Origin of the sequence: Pseudoalteromonas sp. MMG007 (assembly GCF_018100985.1) — a bacterium.
Taxonomy (GTDB): Bacteria; Pseudomonadota; Gammaproteobacteria; order Enterobacterales; family Alteromonadaceae; genus Pseudoalteromonas.
In genome coordinates this window covers 82,336-102,301 of record NZ_JAGJEI010000006.1, presented here as the reverse complement: position 1 = coordinate 102,301, position 19,966 = coordinate 82,336, and the positions used below count along the sequence as shown (strand labels likewise).

16 protein-coding genes are annotated in these 19,966 nt (G+C 39.0%); 3 read left to right on the top strand and 13 right to left on the bottom strand.

What is annotated here, in order from left to right; all coding sequences use genetic code 11:
- Positions 1–4: 4 nt before the first annotated feature.
- The 9 genes from J8L71_RS09565 to J8L71_RS09525 are packed head-to-tail and all read right to left on the bottom strand — an operon-like array spanning position 5 to position 9,125.
- Positions 5–1,225, bottom strand: a complete 1,221-nt coding sequence (locus tag J8L71_RS09565) for a type II secretion system F family protein (RefSeq protein WP_211000423.1) — start codon at positions 1,223–1,225, stop codon at positions 5–7.
- The gene (locus J8L71_RS09560; protein WP_211000342.1) at positions 1,212–2,939 is read right to left on the bottom strand and encodes a GspE/PulE family protein; all 1,728 of its coding nucleotides are present in this window, start codon (positions 2,937–2,939) and stop codon (positions 1,212–1,214) included. Before J8L71_RS09560 ends, J8L71_RS09565 begins: the two co-directional genes overlap by 14 nt.
- Positions 2,936–4,075 carry a tetratricopeptide repeat protein gene (locus J8L71_RS09555; protein WP_211000341.1) on the bottom strand — a complete coding sequence of 380 codons (1,140 nt, stop codon included), beginning with the start codon at positions 4,073–4,075 and terminating at the stop codon, positions 2,936–2,938. The genes J8L71_RS09560 and J8L71_RS09555 overlap by 4 nt, the downstream gene beginning before the upstream one ends.
- Entirely contained in the window at positions 4,072–4,974 is a 903-nt protein-coding gene (locus J8L71_RS09550; RefSeq protein ID WP_211000340.1) for an AAA family ATPase, read from the bottom strand. The genes J8L71_RS09555 and J8L71_RS09550 overlap by 4 nt, the downstream gene beginning before the upstream one ends.
- A gap of 2 nt (positions 4,975–4,976) precedes the next feature.
- The gene (mshL, locus tag J8L71_RS09545; RefSeq protein WP_211000339.1) at positions 4,977–6,632 is read right to left on the bottom strand and encodes a pilus (MSHA type) biogenesis protein MshL; all 1,656 of its coding nucleotides are present in this window, start codon (positions 6,630–6,632) and stop codon (positions 4,977–4,979) included.
- A complete protein-coding gene (locus tag J8L71_RS09540) occupies positions 6,616–6,942 on the bottom strand; it encodes an agglutinin biogenesis protein MshK (RefSeq protein ID WP_211000338.1) in 327 nt (108 codons plus the stop codon). The genes mshL and J8L71_RS09540 overlap by 17 nt, the downstream gene beginning before the upstream one ends.
- A complete protein-coding gene (locus J8L71_RS09535; RefSeq protein WP_211000337.1) occupies positions 6,920–7,609 on the bottom strand; it encodes an agglutinin biogenesis protein MshJ in 690 nt (229 codons plus the stop codon). Before J8L71_RS09535 ends, J8L71_RS09540 begins: the two co-directional genes overlap by 23 nt.
- Positions 7,606–8,205 carry a PilN domain-containing protein gene (locus tag J8L71_RS09530; protein ID WP_247655255.1) on the bottom strand — a complete coding sequence of 200 codons (600 nt, stop codon included), beginning with the start codon at positions 8,203–8,205 and terminating at the stop codon, positions 7,606–7,608. Before J8L71_RS09530 ends, J8L71_RS09535 begins: the two co-directional genes overlap by 4 nt.
- On the bottom strand, positions 8,202–9,125 hold the full coding sequence (locus J8L71_RS09525) for an MSHA biogenesis protein MshI (protein ID WP_211000336.1): 924 nt from the start codon (positions 9,123–9,125) through the stop codon (positions 8,202–8,204). Before J8L71_RS09525 ends, J8L71_RS09530 begins: the two co-directional genes overlap by 4 nt.
- A gap of 76 nt (positions 9,126–9,201) precedes the next feature.
- Between J8L71_RS09525 and J8L71_RS09520 the strand changes: the two genes are divergently transcribed.
- Complete coding sequence (locus J8L71_RS09520) at positions 9,202–10,110, top strand: pyridoxal-phosphate dependent enzyme (RefSeq protein WP_211000335.1); 909 nt, start codon at positions 9,202–9,204, stop codon at positions 10,108–10,110.
- Positions 10,111–10,130: 20 nt separating this feature from the next.
- Here the strand turns inward: J8L71_RS09520 and J8L71_RS09515 are convergent, their stop codons facing one another.
- The 3 genes from J8L71_RS09515 to J8L71_RS09505 form a co-directional block, all read right to left on the bottom strand.
- Complete coding sequence (locus J8L71_RS09515; protein WP_211000334.1) at positions 10,131–11,819, bottom strand: EAL domain-containing protein; 1,689 nt, start codon at positions 11,817–11,819, stop codon at positions 10,131–10,133.
- A gap of 183 nt (positions 11,820–12,002) precedes the next feature.
- Positions 12,003–12,710, bottom strand: coding sequence for a single-stranded DNA-binding protein (gene ssb / locus J8L71_RS09510; RefSeq protein WP_211000333.1), 708 nt, complete (start codon positions 12,708–12,710; stop codon positions 12,003–12,005).
- Between the two features lie 20 nt (positions 12,711–12,730).
- Positions 12,731–14,098: an MFS transporter gene (locus J8L71_RS09505; RefSeq protein WP_211000332.1), complete on the bottom strand. Its 1,368-nt coding sequence runs from the start codon at positions 14,096–14,098 to the stop codon at positions 12,731–12,733.
- 162 nt (positions 14,099–14,260) lie between these two features.
- Here J8L71_RS09505 and uvrA point away from each other — a divergent pair, with 162 nt between their 5' ends.
- The gene (gene uvrA, locus J8L71_RS09500; RefSeq protein WP_211000331.1) at positions 14,261–17,080 is read left to right on the top strand and encodes an excinuclease ABC subunit UvrA; all 2,820 of its coding nucleotides are present in this window, start codon (positions 14,261–14,263) and stop codon (positions 17,078–17,080) included.
- A 76-nt stretch (positions 17,081–17,156) separates the two neighbouring features.
- On the opposite strand, the gene J8L71_RS09495 is transcribed toward uvrA, so the two are convergent.
- Entirely contained in the window at positions 17,157–19,301 is a 2,145-nt protein-coding gene (locus J8L71_RS09495; protein ID WP_211000330.1) for a winged helix family transcriptional regulator, read from the bottom strand.
- A gap of 280 nt (positions 19,302–19,581) precedes the next feature.
- Here J8L71_RS09495 and J8L71_RS09490 point away from each other — a divergent pair, with 280 nt between their 5' ends.
- Entirely contained in the window at positions 19,582–19,947 is a 366-nt protein-coding gene (locus J8L71_RS09490) for a hypothetical protein (RefSeq protein WP_211000329.1), read from the top strand.
- Positions 19,948–19,966 lie beyond the last annotated feature (19 nt).

The following is a 19,966-nucleotide window of genomic DNA, read 5'->3' as shown; positions in this document are numbered from 1 at the left end:
TGTTTTAATTACCTTTAATTGCCGACATCATGTTCCACATAGGCATAAAAATACCTAATGCCAATATGAGCACCATAATGGCAACAAACACAGTTAATATAGGTTCTATTTTTGCGGTTAAACTACGTAAGTCATAATCAACTTCGCGCTCATAATAATCTGCGGCCTCTTGCAGTAACTCATCTACCCGGCCGGTTTCTTCGCCTACGGCTACCATTTGCAGTACTAACTGAGAAAATAAAGTTGAGCTTTTTGATGCCCTAAGCAAACTATCGCCTTTTTCTATATCTTGGCGCATTGTTATAATTGCTTTTTCCATATAGCTGTTATCAACCGCATGTGCAGTGAGGGATAAACCCGTAGTCATCGGAACGCCAGAGCGAAGTACCATAGCTAAGCTTTGGCTATAACGTGCAAGTAATGTGCGCTTTAAAATATGGCCAATGAAGGGTATTTTTAACTTGTGTTGATCCCATTTAAAACGACCTGCGGTAGTCGTTAAGTAACGACGAGTAGCTAATACAGCGCCAATCCCCAGTACTAGTAACAACCACCAGTAATTAACAAAAAAATTGCTCGTACCAATTAAAATTTGTGTCATTAAGGGTAGTTCAGCATCAAATTTTGCGAACATACTGGCAAAGGTAGGTATTACAAAAATATTTAAAATAACCATGGCCGCAACCAACGCTAAAATAACGAAAGTGGGATAACGCATAGCTGCTTTTATTCGCTTACGCGTTTCTTGTTCTTTTTCAAAATAAATAGCTAATTGATAAAAAGCATCCTCTAATCGTCCTGAACCTTCACCTACCATCACCATCGACACCGTTAACCGGCTAAATACTTCATTATGAATAGCCATGGCACTTGATAAGTCTCGTCCTTGCTCCAGCTGCTTAGTCACTTCTACTAGTACATTTTTAAACTGTTTATTTTGCGTGGTGTCAGCAAGGCCCATCATTGCACGAATTATGGGTATACCCGCTTTGAGCAAAGAATACATTTGCCTAGAGAACATGATCATGTCATCAAGTGTTATTTTTTCGATAAATAAATTATCGAACATTTTAATATTGTTTTTGGTTTCAATCTGAGTGATTGAAATGGGAATAAACTGACGTTTTATTAAGCTATCAGCCACGCCAGCTTGGTTATTGGCCTCCACCTGCCCTTTAACTAATACACCCTTGCTATCTTTTGCTTTATAGCTATATAGCTGCATCATCATCCCCTACAATTTCCGGGATATACTCTGCGACTTTAAATACCTCATCTAACGAAGTAATACCTTGTTTGGCGTAATTTAATGCCATAGTTGAAAGTGGTGAAAAGTTTGCGCTCTTTTTAGCTGCTTTTGAAAACTCTTGAGTGTCATTTGCACGTAGCGCGTCCATCATTGCGTCATCCATTTCTAACAGCTCAAAAATACCTACGCGTCCTTTATAACCACTATGATTACATGCAGTACATCCTCGGCCTTTAGAAAAGTGAGCATCAGCGGTGTCTTCGCCTAAATACTTTAACCAGCTCAACTCTTGATGATCGGGTAAATAAGGTACCTTGCAATCGTTACATATACGCCTAACTAAACGCTGGGCAATAATAGCGCGTAGCGAGCTTGCAACTAAATAAGCGGGCGCGCCCATATCAATCAAGCGCATCGCGCTGGTTATTGCATCGTTTGTATGCAATGTAGATAAAACTAAGTGTCCTGTAAGGGCTGCTCTTAAGCCGATATCAACCGTTTCTTGGTCTCGCATTTCGCCGACCATTATTATGTCGGGATCTTGCCTTAACGCCGTACGTAAAATACTCGCAAAACTCAAACCTATCTTACTATTAATTTGTACTTGGTTTATTCGCCCAATACGATATTCAACGGGGTCTTCAACAGTAATAATTTTACTTTCTTGCTGATTTAGCTCACTCAAAGCGCCGTATAATGTGGTGGTTTTACCAGAGCCGGTAGGCCCGGTAACAAGCACCATTCCGTGAGGGCGTTTAATAATACTGCGTACACGCTTTAATACATGTACAGGCATGCCTGTTTCATCTAACGATAACAATCCAGCCGATTGGTCAAGTAATCGCATTACAACTGATTCGCCATGTTGCACAGGCATCGTTGATAAACGAACATCAATGCTGTGACTACGCACTTTAATATTAAAGCGCCCATCCTGTGGTAGGCGTTTCTCAGAAATATCTAAGCCCGACATTAGCTTTAAACGCAGAACCAGTGCAGAGGCTATTTTCACTTGATTAAGAGTATGCTCTTGCAGCACACCATCTACACGTTGGCGTATTCTCAGTAATCCTTCATCCGGCTCTATATGTATATCGGAGGCACGAACTTGAACCGCATCTTCAAAAATAGATTGCAGTAGCTTAACAACCGTTGCGTCGGATGTTTCATCTCCTAAAGAGTTTAGATCAAACTCTTCTACATCTTCATATTCTTCATGAAGCTGCGCTGCAAAGTTAGTTATCTCGTCAGTGCGACGATATACATTATCAAAGGCTGCCAATATTTGGCTTTCTTGCACTACGGCTAAATCAATTCGTTTAGGGGCAAGCATAGGTGCAAGCTGATCAAGCCCTCTTAAATCAGCAGGATCGCTCATTCCCATTAAAACAGAATCGCCATGATCTTCGATAACTAAAGCTCGATAGCGCCGGGCATACACTTCAGATAAAAGCTTAGAGATATCCGGCGATAGCTTACGTTGAGATATATCTAAAAAAGGAACATTCAATTGCTGAGCTAAAAATCTAAGTAACTGCGGCTCACTAATAAACTCAAGAGAAATAAGAGTTGCACCCAATTTACGGCCCGATGATGCTTGCACATTGAGCGCTTCACTTAATTGTGCTTCGGTGATCATTTGCTCATGAACGAGTAGATCCCCTAAACGCATTTTTAAACTCGGTCTCATACGACCTCCTTGAGCGCAACTAAACGCTGTAATGCATGCTGGGTCATGGCTGTATTTAATCCACCTAAGTCTAATGCCACTTTATAAAGTTGCTTTGCATCAAGATATTCTCCTAATGCGTCTTTAGACGTAGCAAGTGCAAGCCACCATTTAGCCTGACTTGGCTGCAACTGTGTAAGGTGTTTAAAACTATTTAATGCTTTTTGATGATGACTAGCACTTTGGGCAGCAGTACCTTGAAGCACCCAAAAATCGAGATTAGCTTGACTCTCAAACTCTTCACTTAAAAGCTGTAATACAACGTCGTACTCACCTTGCATAATTAATATTTTGCTTAACATTACGCGCCACTCAAGCACATTCGCATTTAAGGAAATACCTTCTTGTAAAACGAGTTGGGCCGAATTTATATCTTGTTGTTTAAAGTAAGTGCCCGCTAATAAGTTTCTTGCCTCTACGTGTAAAGGAGACTTCATTAAAATTAAATTTAAATCGCTTATTGCTTCATCGTACAAACCAAACTGTATTGCCTGCTTGGCCCCTGTTAATAGCTCAGCCTGTATAACTTGCTCTGATTTGACTATGGCTTCGCTCTTCACCATTACATTATTTTGCAGAGATTTTTTTTCTGGTTTTGTAATATCGCTACTAACGTCTTGCGTATTTTTAACATCAAAGGCTTTAGCTAAAGCGTCATTCTCAGTCTTGTTAGCAAGGCCTTTAGCAATAACAGGTTGAGTTTGTTGAACCTCACTTTCTACCATTAATTGTTCGCCAGGCTTTTGCTGGATATTAACTACAGCTTTATTTTGGGTAGAGGGATGACTTAACTGTTCATCATTAGTAGCTGAATACGTTGTGGAAGGGGCTTTTTCTAAAGGCGGCTTATCAACTAAAACATCTGTTTTTGCACTAATATTTTTTATTTGTTCAATCGTTGGAGGGAGTGTTTTAGTGCTCGCGGGTAAAAATACATAAGCGGCATAAATAACTAACAACATAATTACTATAACACTTACTTTAAAAGCAATGTTACGAACGTCATATACAGGCTTAACTATAATGCCGTTTTCAATATTTAACTGCTTTGCCTCTCGTTGCTCAATGTTTTTGAGCATATTATTAATCACGCTCATAGCCATTGCCTCCACACCCAAATGGCGGCAATGGCCAATACACTAATCGCTATAGCGCTGTAGCTCCAGTATTGGCCGGTGCGGTATTTAGCACAGTCTTCGGTATCTTTAATGGCAAGCTGAATATGCCGGGTAGTAATTTGATTTAACCCCTCCCCATACGCTTGCAGTAATACTTTATGACATAAAATATTTACTAAACGAGGTATACCACGGCTTGCTCGCGCTATTTTTAGCCCCGTATTATTGCTAAACAAAGGAGGCTGATTAAATCCAGCCACTTGCAGGCGATGGTTAATATAGTAAATAACTTCAGCTGCTGTCATTGATCTTAATTTATAAGAAAAACTAATACGCTGGCGTAGCTGCCTTACTTTATTATTTGCGAGTTTTTCATCAAGCTCAGGTTGTCCAAACAATACAACTTGGATTAGTTTTTCACTCTCCGTCTCTAAGTTTGTAAATAAACGCAGTGCTTCTAGCGTCTCCAAGCTTAGGCACTGAGCTTCATCAATTAATAACACTACCCGTTCGTTATCTTCTTGAAGGTCTAGTAAGTAGTGATTAATAAGTTGAGTTAGCGCCTGCTGATCAAGCGCTTTATCTACATCCATGCCAAGCTCAACGGCAATAGCCCAACGTAACTCTTCTGGGCTTAAATAAGAGTTAGGCAAATAAGCTACTATGTAATCGGGCTCAAGTTGGTTTAATAATTTTCTACAAAGTAATGTTTTTCCGGTCCCTACCTCTCCGGTTACTTTAATAAACCCCTCTCCCATATCAATCGCCGTTGTTAACACTTGCATGGCTTCATGGTGCGGTTCAAGCGCACAAAAAAACTCAGTGTTAGGGGTTAACGTGAAAGGCATTTCACTTAAATTAAAAAAGTTTAAATACATGGTTAGTTTTCATACCATGTTTTTAAAAGCTGACGGCTTTCGCCTTGTTGCTTTTTCCAGGTGTCTGGCATAACCACTGTCGGCTTTATTAAAATAATAAGTTCTTTTTTCTCTTGGCGCTTACGAATGCTTTTAAATAAATTGCCAAACATAGGAATATCACCAAGCACGGGGGTTTTAGACTCCTCGTCTTCTGTAGAGGTTTGCATTAACCCACCAATAACGACTATTTCTCCGCTTTGTGCACGGATCACCGTATCTGACTCCCTTATATTACTTTGCGCTAAAGGCAACTCGAATCGCTGATCGTCTAAAGTAATAACTTTTAGCTGCTCCTCGGTTTCTGTTACTGAAGGATGTACATGTAAAATAACCGATCCATATTTATCAATCTGCGGTGTAACATCTAATGCTATCCCTGAAAAAAACGGTGTTAAATCAATTTCTGGAGACGTTGTAGTAGATGTACCCGTAACGGTAGTACTCGATACATTAGTAACAAAATATTCGTCTTGGCCTACTTTAATAACTGCTTTTTGGTTATTTGTAGCAGTTACCCTTGGGTTAGAAAGCATTTGCACATCACCTTGTGTTTCAAGCAAGTTGATTACCCCGTTAAAATCACCTTTTTGAATAGTTAACGAAGACGCCCCTCCAATAGCCGCTGAAATACTATTACTGATTGTTGAGCCCCCAGTCGTTGCAAACGAAATACCCCCTTCTAAACCACTCGAAATACGCTCCCAATTAACACCTTGCTGGTATTCGTCTTTTAGCGTTACTTCAATAATTTTTGCCTCTAAAATTACTTGGCGCTGTAGGTTTTCTTGGCTTTGATTCAAAAATTCTTTTAGCTGACTTATTTCACTCGGTAATGCATTAACTGTAACCAAGCTTGCTTGCGGGCTTGCAATCACATAACGACCATCGCTTACACCAATTAATGATTTAAGGGCAACTTCAAGCTCTTTCCAAAAGTCGTTTTGGTTAATAGTTTGAATACGCGATCCATTTAACTCTAAGTTTTGATTACTGCTGCCAAATTCACTACTTTGCTGATTACTACTAGAACTTGAGCTCCCTGAACTATTACCACCTTGTCCAAATTGGCTCACACCACCAGCAACTACACTCACTGTAGACTGCCCATGGCGCTGCATCATTAAATAATTAACAGGTATCGTTTCTGTACGCATTTGTGCTGGAAGCACTTGAACAATTCGCCCTTCATTTACAATATCAAGTGGGTACATGCGCTTAATGACTGCAATAACCTCATTAAAAGTCACATTTTTTAAGTTTATGCTAATTGAACCGCTGACCTCAGGATGCACAGCCACACTAAAAGGTGTTCCATCTGTTAGGCCTGCAAAAAAAGCACCTACCTCTACATTATTTGCAGCAACGTCAAAGCGTTTAATGGCGAGTTCATCACTTATAGTTTGCTCGTTATTAATTGAAGAAAGTAAGCTTTGAGTAAGCGCACTGGGCATTTGTAAAGGCGCTATCTCTTTTGTTTTTACCGGAGCCTGTGCTAATTCTTGCTCAATATGAGGCTTAATTTCTTTACCTGGTTTAAAACTATGGCACGCAGTTAAAAATGTGGGTATTAATAAAAGAACAAGCCACGGGCCAGATAAGTTATTTTTTAATTTCATAATCATATAATTCTAATTTTATTTGCTTATCGTCATTTGCTAATACAACTTGCTTTGAGCTAATGCTTAGCACCCGAAAACCATCAACAGCATCATTTACTTGGTAAATATGGCCGGAAATAATAGCCTTGAATTTACTGCTGCTTTTAATAATAGTCTGTAATTTAAGTTCGCTACTTGGCGTACTGTTTTTTATGCCACTTACAAATTTGATAGGTTGTGTTGGGTCGCGTAATTGTGCAAATACATTGGGTGTAATTACACAAATAATAACGCTCGCAAAAAAACTATAACGCAATAAATTTTTCATTCGCGCTCACCGTCGCTATTTGTAAAGTAAGCTCAGCGTCAGGGTACGTTGTTACCTGATAGCTAAACTCCTGTATTAATAATTTATCTTGGCTACTCTTTAATGCTGATAAGTACTTTTGCAAATTAAAGTAGCTACCTTGTAAAGTAACTACCATTTGATGTTCGAAAAATAATGTTTGAGTGTCATGCTCACCTAATTTTTCTACATCAATCGCTCGTGCTGGGTTTACATTAAAGCTAATAACACTCACGTCGCTACTGTCGACTAATAAATTTTTCAAAACGGCAGGTACATTTTTAGCAGCAACAAACCCTTGGCTAAAACGGTTAAGTTGGTTATTTATTTCATCTATTTCATTTCGAGTTTGCGCTATTTGTCCTCTTAAAACTTTTGTATAGTCATGGTTTAGCGCTTGGTTTAACATCGAAAGTTGTGCATTAATCTGCTGCCACTCTTGAAGAACAGCATTATGCTCAGTACGGATATTAGCGACCTCATCTTGCTTAGGAAAAATCACAAACCAAAGCCCCAAATAAATTACTACAAATAAACCTACGAATAATGTTGAGTATTTTTCACGCTTTTGAAGCGAGGCAAACTGTGTTTGATATTTGACCCATGTTGGCCAACCTTTTTTGTCCTGGTTATTTGAATCTTGATTCATTGTGTCGCGCCCTCTTTCCTAAGATCGCTTGCGACACTAAATACGCTGACACCATCGCGAGTAGATAACTCCATAACAGAAAATTCTTTGCCAACAAAAAAAGGCGATTGCTTTAAGTTATTAAACCAAATAGGTAAAAATTTTGACTGTGCAGCTTGCCCCTCAAAAGTAACTTTTTGCCCTGCAAATTTAATATGCGTAAGCCATATATTAGGTTCGTGATATTTAGCCAAATCTTCCATTACCTGAGCGTAGTCTGCCGTTGACTGATCTGAGCTTTGCTCTAAATAACTAAATATTTGCTTTTTATGTAGGATTTCTTGCTGAAGTGTTTTTAGCTCATTAATAAATAATGTTTTATTTTGCTTGTCTGCAAGTTTTTGCTTTACGAGTTCTAATTGAGCCTTGCCTTGTTTGATGTATTGTTTATTTTTTTGTAACTCAAGTTCACTATTGTGGGCTTTATAATTATAAAAAGCCCATGTAAGCGCAATAATTAGTACAGCTCCAAACCAAAGCGTAAGCAAGCCAGACAAAGGAACAGGATCCCGCCTTACCCTCAGTGATTTTTGATAAAAGTTAATCCGAATTTTCATAACACTGACCCTGGGTCAGTTAATTGATAAGCCGCCCCTAAAGCATAGTAAAAATTAGGCTCTAAATGCTCAGATAACTTAATATTAGGTACAAAATCAACCACTTTAATCTGTAAAAATTCAGCAATACCGGCTCGAAGTGCCAACGACGATAAGTCATCACATTGCAGATGAATACTGCGTATAGGAGGTTGCTTTAGTTGGCTTTCAAAAAAATCCATAGAGCGTTGTATTTCAAGGCCTAATGCCTCTACCTGCTCTTGGTTTTGATCTTTATCTGAAATTCCTAGAAAACCATTTAATCGTCTAGCCAGTAATAATTGCCCATCACGAATTATTAAAATCCGTGGCTCGTGCCCTACATGCTGAACAATAAGCATATGTGCCTCTTTGTGCGATCCAAACAAAGTGACTAAAATCATTTCTTCAGAAGTCATTGCGCGTAAAACAGATTTAGTATGTTCAAAGCTATCAATGAAAGGGAGAAGTTGTAGCTTATTAGTAATAAACACGTTCATTTTGCTACTTTGCATAGGTAGCGTAATTGGGTAATCGATAAAATCTGCAACTATATTTTCAGGTGCTATATCAACGAGGTCTTTAGCCGTCCAGGGCAATGATTGAATGATCTCTTCATCACTTAAATTTGGCTTATCCATTTGCACTATTTGATAGAAGGAATGAGGAATAACAATATTAACTCCGCATACATCTGAAGATACTTCATTTATACACGCCACCATCGCAGTGGTATAATCAGCTTGCTCAGAAACATTTACACTGTGGGAGCTATAGACAGACCATTTATTCTGGCTTTTTTTCAGGCAGACTGCATTTACAGTATCAGCGTAAGCTGCAACACCAATAGCTGTATTACGATCTAAACTACGGTTCAACCATGAAAACAGCTTTTCTTTCATATAGCTACTATTGTTAATAAGATATAAAATAAGTGTCGTACACTTATTTTATTTTGCAAATTGAAAACAAATAAAAATGCCTAAATCATTCGAAATCAATGAAAATAACCATATTCAACACATAGATAGTCTGTTTCTAAAAAAGAAAAATATTTCTTTAGGTGTAAAACGCGACGATTTGCTACACCCGCTAATAAGTGGCAATAAATGGCGAAAATTAAAATATAATTTAGCCCATATGCGTAAGCTCAATAAAACAGAATTGCTTACTTTTGGCGGTGCTTTTTCAAATCATATTCATGCATGTGCGGCTGCTGGTAAAGAGTTTAATATTAAAACTCATGCGATTATTCGCGGGCCAGTTCTTGATGAGAATAACCCAACAATTCAATTTGCTAAGCAATGTGGTATGCAACTTCATGCTGTTAATCGAATAGAGTATAGGTTACGTCAAGATGAACAATACCTTGCAAAACTTCAAGCGCGCTTTCCTAATGCATTTATACTTCCTGAGGGCGGCACCAATGAACACGCATTATTAGGATGTAAAGAATTAGTGCACACCTTACCCGAACACGATTATTTAGTTTGCCCTACAGGCAGTGGAGGCACACTTGCAGGACTTATTGAAGGCAGTAAGCAAAGTACGCAAGTGCTAGGTATAGCAGTGCTAAAGCAAGCCCAATACTTAATTGATGACGTAAGAAAACTTAGCAATAAAGCCAAAAATCAAAATAATTGGCAGTTGCTAACAGACCATCATGATGGTGGATATGGTAAGTTTTCATCAGCGCTTTGGACGTTTTGTCAAAACATGAAACATACCTATAACCTCCCGTTAGAACCAATTTACAGCGGAAAAATGATGTATGCGCTATGGCAACTTATTGAGCAAGACTACTTTCCTCCAGGAAGTAAAATAATTGCTGTGCATACAGGGGGGTTGCAAGGGTTAAATGGCCTTAAATACAGAGGGTTAATTTAACTTTATAAAATAAACACGCCCTAGTGAAATACTGCATGAGTAAATTCTTGTAGGGGCTCTGAAAAATAAAAGCCTTGAGCTCCCACTACGCCTAATTTTGCGAGCATAAATAACTCTTTTTGAGTTTCTACACCCACTGCAAATACAGGTAAATTTAAATAACGAGCAGATTCCACTATTTTTGTTATTTGTTTTTGGTTATCAGGTTTTTCATTTAACAAATGCACCAACTCATACGACAATTTAATTGCGCAAACTTCGCTATACTCTACTAATGACGCTATTTTTTCACTGCTTTTCACATTATCAATCACAAGCTGCGAGCTACTTTGTCTAATTATATTTAATGGCTTAGTTATCGAATTTCTATGAGCAAAAAAATCAGCTTCACTTATCTCAAACTGTAATTTTGCGTTTAACTTTAATTCAGTGAGTTGACTGGGCAGCCACTCCCAAAACTCATTATTAAACCAGTTGTTAGGATGCAAATTAATACTTACGATTAATGCTGATGCTTCACTTAACATTAGTTTTTTAACTTGGCCTATTACCGCCTTATCTAATATTAAAGCATCCTGATTACTGTAATGCTGATTAATAAAATAACGCGCAGCTAGTAAGCCATGTTGGCTATGGCGAACTCTCATAAGCACTTCATGCTGTAATATATCACCAGTGGAGAGCTCAAAAAGAGGCTGAAAAAATAATATAAACTTATTCTTTTTTATATTTTCTATCACTTGTTCGCTAGAAAGCTGCGTATCTTGGCTATGATTTAAAGGAAGGCGGTGACAATGTTGCAGCAAACTACTTTGAGATAACGTAAGTGCCGATTTAGCCAACTGATAAACAGTCACTTTGTCAGCACCTAAACGATAATTGCACGCCCCGACTTTAATATTTTTACGGATAATTGTTTTTTGATGATTACGACAAAGCAAAAATACAGCCTTATGAACCCTTTCAATGTCGCGGTCTAACTGCGCAACAGATACATTTTGTAAAGTAACACCTAAGTAGTGAGTGTTTAGCAACTCAACAGATACACATTTAAGCTCGGGAAAGCTTTTAACAATGGCAACTTTAAAGGTAGCCTCTTTGTCTGTATTTTTGTCAAAATTACAAGTGTATTCAATAAGTAAAAATAAGCTATGAGACGCTAAGCTCACCCCATATAAAGAACTTAATTCACAATTTTTTACCGGCTTAGTTACCCCTCCCTCTTCATATTTTTGCTTAATAAGTTTGGGGGATTTTATTAAGGCCTTTTGCGCGGCCTTTGTAGGTGCCTCTTTTAATAAGCTCCACCAACAATAAAACCAACAAGCAGCGCCTATAATAACTAAGTTTAATAAAGCAAATAAGTAGCCTTGCTTTACCCAAGCAGAATAATGATAAATACTTAAACTTAATGTTTTATAAGTAAATACGTCATGCTCAACGCTTACCAAATGCTTAAAATGTTCTGCCGGCACTTCAGGCTTAAGCATAAACCCTTCGCTTTTTACCAGCGCAGCTAGCACTTCATTATTTATAGAGGGAGCTAAATTTAAATCGTATATTTGTTTAACTAATTGCTGCCCAGATGTATGTATTTTTTTATGAAGAGCGTCGTTTAATAAAAAATTTAAACTCACAACAATTAGCCCTACAAAAGCAAAATACATTACTTTGAACTGTTTTAAATGCCAAATATTGCTGTGTTGCATGGCGCACTCACTCGTTAAGTTAATAACCAAAGTGTTGTTCAATATTTGCATAAGCACAAGGGTCTAAACCAAGTTTAAATATTTATCGCAAGTGTTAAACAAAAAACCCAGTTTTTACACTGGGTTTAGTTTAATACTTCATTAAAAAGTGATTTATATTTACACTTTTAGATTATACGTTTCCTAGAACGGAATATCGTCATCAAAGTCTATCGTTGGTTCCATAGGATTTGATGCGCCGCCTTGAGGAGCGTTTTGTGGCTTAGGTGCAAAACCACCTTGCTGCTGTGGTGCACTATTTTGCTGTGGAGCAAAGCCACTATTGTTTGATTGCTGATATTGGCTATTTTGCTGTGGTGCAGGCGCTGATGCAGCTGGACGCTGTGCTGGTGCTGCTTGCTGTTGTGGTGCGTATCCACCTTGCTGGCTGTTTTGACCTTGGTTGTTTTGACCATAGCCACCGCCTTGCTGATTATTTTGGTAACCGCCACCTTGTTGGCCGCCTTGATTACCTTGATAGCCACCACCTTGCTGATCGCCACCGCGAGCGCCTAGCATTTGCATTTGCCCCGTAAAGCCATCAACAACGATTTCAGTTGTGTATTTTTCTTGGCCTTGTTGGTCAGTCCATTTACGCGTTTGAAGTTTACCTTCTACGTAAATTTGTGAACCTTTACGGCAGTATTCGCCAACAATTTCAGCTAGTTTTCCAAAAAACACTACACGGTGCCATTCCGTTTTATCAACCATTTGGCCAGTGTTTTTATCTTTATAGCTGTCTGACGTTGCTAAGGTAATATTTGCTACACCATTGCCATTAGGCATGTAACGAACTTCAGGATCTTGTCCTAAATTACCAACCAAAATTACTTTGTTCACACCGCGTGCCATGGAACCATCTCCTATAAACGTTAGATTAAACCAGCTACTTTACGTGCTTGGTCTAGGTCAAATTCTTTATCATTAATCTTTAAATAGCTGCGGCTTTCGTCGCGTACTACTGTTGCTTCTATTACGCCAGGTAAAGCAACTAGCTGAGAAGCAAGTGCTTGGGCTTGCTCTTCAGAACTTAAATTGGTCATTAAACTAATAACTTTACTTTTCGGTGGGACTTGCATTTTCCACGCAATAATAAGCCATATTAACCCAACAAGTGCCGCTGCCGCAAACACAGCTTGCGTACTTGTTGTTTGGGCAACGTAACCCCCTAAAATACCACCTAAAAAAGCCCCTAAAAACTGGCTAGACGAATACCCGCCCATCGCCGAACCTTTTTGGCTAGCGGGCGCAATTCGCGATACGAGCGCAGGCATAGTGGCTTCTAAAAAATTAAATGCTACAAAATAAAGCAACATACAAATGGCAATACCAACCACACTATTTACCCAAATAGACATAGCAAACATACTAATAGAAAGCAGTGCTACTGAGCCAATAAACGCTTGTTTTTCTTTTTCTTTTTTAATGGCAACAATCATAATTGGGACCATTAAAATAAACGCTAAAAGCAATACCGGAATATATAAATACCAATGGTGGTTTGCCACTAAGCCATCTTTTATTAGCTGGCTCGGCAGTACCACAAAAATAGTAGTTAGCGTTAAATGTAGCAGTAGCACACCTGCATTTAAACGCGATAACTGTGGATGCTTAATAAGTTTTTTAATGTCGCTAAAGCTTGCCAACGTATCACCTTTGGGGGCTTTATTAACGGCATTGGGCACTAAAAATAAAATAATACCAATACCAAACACAGCGAGTATTGCTGTTAACCAAAATACGCCTGCCACGCCCCAAGACGCTGCAACAATAGGCCCTAATAACATCGCAAAGGCAAAGCTCATGCCTATGCTCATACCAATCACAGCCATTACTTTAGGGCGTTGTTCGTCGCGGCTTAAGTCGCTGGCAAACGCAAGTAATGCACTGGCTATTGCTCCCATACCTTGCAACGCTCGGCCAACAGTAACCATTTGAATAGATTCGGCAAGTGCAGCAATAACAGAACCCAGCGCAAACACAACTAAGCCACCAACAATTACTTTTTTACGGCCAATTTTATCAGACAAACGCCCCATAGGTATTTGCAGTACTGCTTGGGTTAAACCATAAGCGCCAATTGCAAAACCTATCCACATAGGCGAAAAACCATCAAGCGATTGGCCATAGATAGCCAATACAGGCATCAGCATAAACAAGCCGAGCATTCTAAATGCAAACACACTCGCCAGCGATACAGCGGCGCGTTTTTCTCGTGAATTAAGTGAAGATGCGGTCATTATCTGCGTAATCTTACGATATGAAAATTTAGAGTGGGATTCTACCACAAGCTTGGCAATAATTAATCGCCTATAAGTAAGGATTTTTTCGTTGATCATTGATTAATAATGTTTCGTATTATGCGATACTGAGCAAATAATTTTGGTAATAAACGAGATAGCATGGAAAACATTGAAGTCCGAGGCGCCCGTACGCACAATTTAAAAGACATCAGCCTAACCATCCCACGTGATAAATTAATTGTTATCACGGGCCTATCTGGTTCGGGAAAGTCATCACTGGCATTTGATACTTTATATGCAGAAGGACAGCGTCGTTATGTTGAGTCACTTTCTGCCTACGCAAGGCAATTTTTATCGTTAATGGAAAAGCCTGACGTTGATCATATTGAAGGCCTCTCTCCCGCCATTTCTATTGAGCAAAAATCAACATCGCACAATCCTCGCTCAACAGTAGGTACCATTACCGAAATATACGATTACTTGCGTTTAATGTTTGCCCGCGTGGGCGAGCCACGATGCCCAACCCACGACTTACCACTTGCAGCACAAACAATTAGCCAAATGGTAGATACCGTTTTGGCACTGCCAGAGGGCACTAAGCTGATGCTTTTAGCCCCTGTGGTTAAAGAGCGTAAAGGTGAGCACGTTAAACTGCTTGAGCAGCTTGCAAGCCAAGGCTATATTCGCGCCCGTATAGACGGCGAAGTATGCGATCTATCCGATCCGCCAACGCTTGAGCTTCATAAAAAACATACTATTGAAGTGGTTGTTGATCGCTTTAAAGTAAAAGACGGCCAGCAGCAGCGTTTAGCAGAGTCATTTGAAACCGCACTTGAGATGTCTGGCGGTGTGGCAAATGTAGCCTACATGGACGACAGCAGCATTGAAGAAATGCTGTTTTCAGCCAACTTTGCCTGCCCTACCTGTGGCTACGCAATGACTGAATTAGAGCCGCGTTTATTTTCGTTTAATAACCCTGCCGGCGCGTGTCAAAGCTGTGACGGTTTAGGCGTACGCCAATACTTTGATCCTAACCGCGTAGTACATAACCCTGAACTAAGCTTGGCCGGTGGTGCAATAAAAGGATGGGATAAACGCAGCTTTTATTACTTTCAAATGCTTCAAGCGGTAGCCGAGCATTATAAATTTGATTTAGATGTACCATTTGAAAAACTTGCTAAAGAATCTCAAAAAATTATTTTAGAGGGCTCAGGGCAAACTAAAATTGCTTTTAATTACCGTAACGACAGAGGCGATTTAATAACACGCAACCACGAGTTTGAAGGCGTGTTAAATAACATGAACCGTCGCTATCGCGAAACAGAGTCGAATTCGGTGCGCGAAGAGCTCGCTAAATATCAAACTAGCCAAGCGTGCCCTAGTTGTCATGGCTCTCGTTTACGCCAAGAAGCACGCCACGTATTTATAGGTCAAACAAACCTGCCTGCTATTACTACCATGAGTATTGGCGAAGCGATGGACTTTTTTGAAGGCTTATCACTTACAGGTCAAAAAGCCCAAATAGCAGAAAAAATCCTAAAAGAAATTCGCGATCGTTTATCGTTTTTAATTAATGTTGGCCTTAATTACTTATCACTTGAGCGCAGTGCCGATACCCTCTCCGGTGGTGAAGCGCAGCGTATTCGTTTAGCCAGCCAGATTGGTGCGGGCCTTGTAGGTGTAATGTACGTACTGGATGAGCCATCAATTGGTTTACACCAGCGCGATAATGACCGTTTATTACAAACATTGGTGCATTTACGCGACCTTGGTAACACTGTTATTGTTGTTGAGCATGATGAAGACGCGATTCGAGCAGCCGATCATATTATTGATATTGGCCCAGGTGCGGGGGTGCACGGCGGCCACATTATTGCACAAGGTACACGCGACGATATTTTAGCCACTAAAGACTCAGTAACTGGCCAGTTTTTATCAGGCGTGCGAAAAATAGAAGTACCAAAAGAACGTAACCCAACCAGCGATAAATGGCTTGAGCTATTTGGCGCAACAGGTAATAACCTTAAAAATGTCGATTTAAAAATTCCGTTTGGTTTAATGACGTGTATTACCGGTGTATCTGGCTCTGGTAAATCAACACTTATAAACGATACGCTATTCAAACTAGCGCATACTGAATTAAACGGCGCAACCACAGCAGAAGCCGCGCCTTACAAGTCAATTAGTGGCCTTGATCATTTTGACAAAGTAATTGATATTGACCAAAGCCCAATTGGTCGTACACCGCGTTCAAACCCTGCGACGTATACTGGTATTTTTACGGGTATTCGTGAGTTATTTGCCGGAACACAAGAATCACGTTCTCGCGGGTACAAAGTGGGTCGCTTTAGCTTTAACGTCAAAGGTGGACGCTGTGAAGCCTGCCAAGGTGATGGCGTAATTAAGGTAGAAATGCACTTTTTACCTGATGTATACGTACCGTGTGATGTATGTAAAGGGGCACGCTATAACCGTGAAACCTTAGAAGTACAATACAAGGGTAAAAATATTCATCAAGTACTCGAAATGACCGTTGAAGACGCGCACGACTACTTTGATAAAATACCTGCAATAGCGCGTAAACTTAAAACGCTCATGGACGTTGGTTTATCGTATGTGCGCTTAGGACAAGCAGCTACTACGCTCTCTGGTGGTGAAGCTCAGCGTGTAAAACTTGCCCGTGAACTTTCTAAACGCGACACAGGTAAAACACTGTACATACTTGATGAGCCCACAACCGGCCTTCACTTTGCCGATATTGAACAGCTACTTGTTGTATTACATCGCCTGCGCGATCATGGTAATACCATTGTGGTAATTGAGCATAACTTAGATGTGGTTAAAACCGCAGACTGGGTGGTTGATTTAGGCCCAGAAGGTGGCGCTGGCGGCGGCGAAATACTCATTGCAGGCACGCCTGAAGAAGTAGCCGAATGTGAGCGCTCGCACACAGGGCATTACCTAAAGCCATTGCTTTAATATAAATTATAAAAAGCACCAAGCAGTTTAACTGTTTGGTGCTTTTTTATGCGTACTGCTTTGCCTTATTACCTAGCTATTCATCCCAACTCATTTGTACTATTTGCATGTCTTTATACTTAGATCCTGTAAACAATATTTCATTGTTTTCGGTCACTATAAAACCAATAGGTCGAAAGTCCACGTGTATATCTTGTATAGTTTGATCGTGTAAATTTAGTCTAGCGACTCTAGAAATAGAATCTGAATAATAGAAATAGTCTTTGCTAACTCCATACGCAACTGACTTTTTGGCGTTTTTAGGTAATTCCCAGCTTTGCCTATCTGAAAGGCGAATTAACTGATTATCATTGGTTACGTACCCGTTACCTTTACCATCTGAAATGAGTTTATTAGCTTTTATACCTTCTATCACACGTGTATCGCGCGTTACTAAATTAAATTCTGCCAATATATTTTTTGAACCAAGTTGCTTAACATAAATAATGCTGTCGTTATTTTTTGACCAAATATAGCTTACTATTTTATGCTTATTAAATTCTTCAAATGGATAAAATTTTTGAGCGTTTACGTCATAAAGTGAAAAACCTTTGTTTTTCATGAATATCATGCGTTGCTTATTAGGAGAAGCTCTTAGTCCTCCTAATACAAAAGTTGATGAGCCATCATCGTAATTAAAAAAGCTAAGTTGCTTTGTAAGACCATTTTGAGAAAGCCACAATTGACTGGTGCCAGAACGCTCTGATACAAAAACATGGGCTGTCCCTTCCTTATTAATTATTTCAGCAATGTTGTATTCGTCTTTATCACTTTTATAAAGTGCTTCATACTCAGGATTATCACTAAAAGGGTCTGTAGCTTTAATAAGCGAGTATGCCTGTGTCATTTTTTCCGAGTAAAATAGGCTGTTATCAGAGTGAACCGCTATATAATAAGGGGTTATTTTTGGGGTTACTGTTAGCGTGTGTTTAACAATGTTTTTTTCATCAAACATAATGGTAGAAAGCTCAGAGCCCTCAAATACTATTATGCCTTTATCATCAGGAAGCCAGTCAAACGCAAAGCTAATTACGCTTTTCTTTGCTTTAAATAATCGCTTGGTTTCATGGGTCTCAAAGTTGTAGCTAAATACAGAAAAAGGCTTTCCTTTTTGACTAAGTATATACGCTATTTGATCACCAGATTGGGATAAACGCGGCATGATTACGCCATACATTACCCCTGGTGGTGGGATCACTATGAATTCTTTTTTAAGTTCTAAATCGAATTTATATAAACCTGACCCCTCATGCTCATTTTTATACTCGGTGTAATAAATATGCTCTCCACTTTCGTCTACTTGGGCATAACCTGTGTATCTAAGATCACACTCTTTAATTGAGGTGGCCTCTCCTATAACAGGAAACTGGCTTAGATCAACGAGTACCATTTCGCACTTTTGCAGCTTTAAATTGGTAGCTTGTAATAACACCGAGTGCTGATTTAACTGCCACGATAAAATGGATACCTGAAAGCCAGGATAGGTAATTTCAACTTCCCTTTGATCAGAAAGTCGTTTTACAAATGCATGCATTACGTCATTTTCCGGCTCTACATTAGTGTAAGCTAAAAACCGTTTATCGGAGGATAATTCAGGGTGAACCTCACTGCCTATATTCCATGTACTTGCCACCTTATTTACCGTTATCTGTTTAACCTTATCTTTAGAAGGAGCGCTAACAGACAGTAATACTACCCATGCAAAAAAGCATAAACATACAATGGCTAATAAAGAATAAAAGATGGGCTTTTTAAAACTGCTTTTTTTAAAAGATTGAGTGGAAGTTGCTTCTACAGCATCCTCATTTTTTGAACTTAAAACAGGTAGCTCATTCAATACTTGTGGGGAGGTATCAGCATCGTTAACTTGCGATATACGCTCTGGAATAACCGTTAGACTATAACCCTTCCGGTAATGCGTTTTTAAAAGTGGTGCTTTTTCGATTGGATGAGCAAGCTGCTTTCTTAGCTCTGAAATTGCACGGTTAATCGCGTTATCGTCAACAAAGTTTTGCTGCCACACACGTTCTATGAGCGTTTGGCGAGAAACTATTTGTTGTGGGTTACTTATAAAATGCAGTAAGAGCTTAACTAGGAGTGGATCTAATTCCCTTTCTAAGTTGTTTGAAGTAATCACACATCGATTACTAATAAATTGCCAAGGTCCGATTTGATAATTCATAGTCTTTAGATATTTTTATTTTTTAAAACACTACCACATGCACCTTATATTTTATAGTACCTATATTGAAACATTATAATACCAATATAAGGTTTAAGGTTAACCACTTGATTTTAATTCACTTTATTACAATAAAACCTTACTAATTAATTGCTCACAACTAGATAAGCGACTCTTAACAAATTCAGTAATATTATTTAAACCGTCATCAACAAGCAGCTTTTAAAAATCATTTTTAATATTGAATTAGCTGCATTTTAAAATATAAAAAGGTTTAATTATGAATAATAAAATTAAAAAAGCACTACCGGCTCTACTATTAGTAACTACCTTTGGTGCAACTTCTGTAATTGCAGCTGAAAGTACTCAACACACAATTCAACCAAATACACAGCAATGCATGATTGGCGAAAGTACAATGTCATCTCAGCCTATTAGCAATAAGAAGCAAAGTACAAGCTCAGTAGGTACTAGCAACTCTTTAAAAAGTAATGTCGATACCCAAACCTTATTTTCTAAAATAGATGAGTCTATATCAGCTGATATCGACTCATCTATGAGCAAAATCAATTCGCAAATTGATAAAAGTCTTTCACAAGTAACGTCATCAATTACAGCCTATGTAAGTACCCTATTATCTAACTAAAAATAATGATTTAACCAAT

What these genes read in the sequence shown, in the direction of transcription:
- ssb (WP_211000333.1), bottom strand. Translation starts at nt 12,710, where the DNA reads ATGGCACGCGGTGTGAACAAAGTAATTTTGGTTGGTAATTTAGGACAA.
- J8L71_RS09540 (WP_211000338.1), bottom strand. Translation starts at nt 6,942, where the DNA reads ATGAAAAATTTATTGCGTTATAGTTTTTTTGCGAGCGTTATTATTTGT.
- uvrA (WP_211000331.1), top strand. Translation starts at nt 14,261, where the DNA reads ATGGAAAACATTGAAGTCCGAGGCGCCCGTACGCACAATTTAAAAGAC.
- J8L71_RS09525 (WP_211000336.1), bottom strand. Translation starts at nt 9,125, where the DNA reads ATGAAAGAAAAGCTGTTTTCATGGTTGAACCGTAGTTTAGATCGTAAT.
- J8L71_RS09535 (WP_211000337.1), bottom strand. Translation starts at nt 7,609, where the DNA reads ATGAATCAAGATTCAAATAACCAGGACAAAAAAGGTTGGCCAACATGG.
- J8L71_RS09550 (WP_211000340.1), bottom strand. Translation starts at nt 4,974, where the DNA reads ATGTATTTAAACTTTTTTAATTTAAGTGAAATGCCTTTCACGTTAACC.
- J8L71_RS09530 (WP_247655255.1), bottom strand. Translation starts at nt 8,205, where the DNA reads ATGAAAATTCGGATTAACTTTTATCAAAAATCACTGAGGGTAAGGCGG.
- J8L71_RS09490 (WP_211000329.1), top strand. Translation starts at nt 19,582, where the DNA reads ATGAATAATAAAATTAAAAAAGCACTACCGGCTCTACTATTAGTAACT.
- mshL (WP_211000339.1), bottom strand. Translation starts at nt 6,632, where the DNA reads ATGAAATTAAAAAATAACTTATCTGGCCCGTGGCTTGTTCTTTTATTA.
- J8L71_RS09505 (WP_211000332.1), bottom strand. Translation starts at nt 14,098, where the DNA reads ATGACCGCATCTTCACTTAATTCACGAGAAAAACGCGCCGCTGTATCG.
- J8L71_RS09515 (WP_211000334.1), bottom strand. Translation starts at nt 11,819, where the DNA reads ATGCAACACAGCAATATTTGGCATTTAAAACAGTTCAAAGTAATGTAT.
- J8L71_RS09520 (WP_211000335.1), top strand. Translation starts at nt 9,202, where the DNA reads ATGCCTAAATCATTCGAAATCAATGAAAATAACCATATTCAACACATA.
- J8L71_RS09565 (WP_211000423.1), bottom strand. Translation starts at nt 1,225, where the DNA reads ATGCAGCTATATAGCTATAAAGCAAAAGATAGCAAGGGTGTATTAGTT.
- J8L71_RS09555 (WP_211000341.1), bottom strand. Translation starts at nt 4,075, where the DNA reads ATGAGCGTGATTAATAATATGCTCAAAAACATTGAGCAACGAGAGGCA.
- J8L71_RS09560 (WP_211000342.1), bottom strand. Translation starts at nt 2,939, where the DNA reads ATGAGACCGAGTTTAAAAATGCGTTTAGGGGATCTACTCGTTCATGAG.
- J8L71_RS09495 (WP_211000330.1), bottom strand. Translation starts at nt 19,301, where the DNA reads ATGAATTATCAAATCGGACCTTGGCAATTTATTAGTAATCGATGTGTG.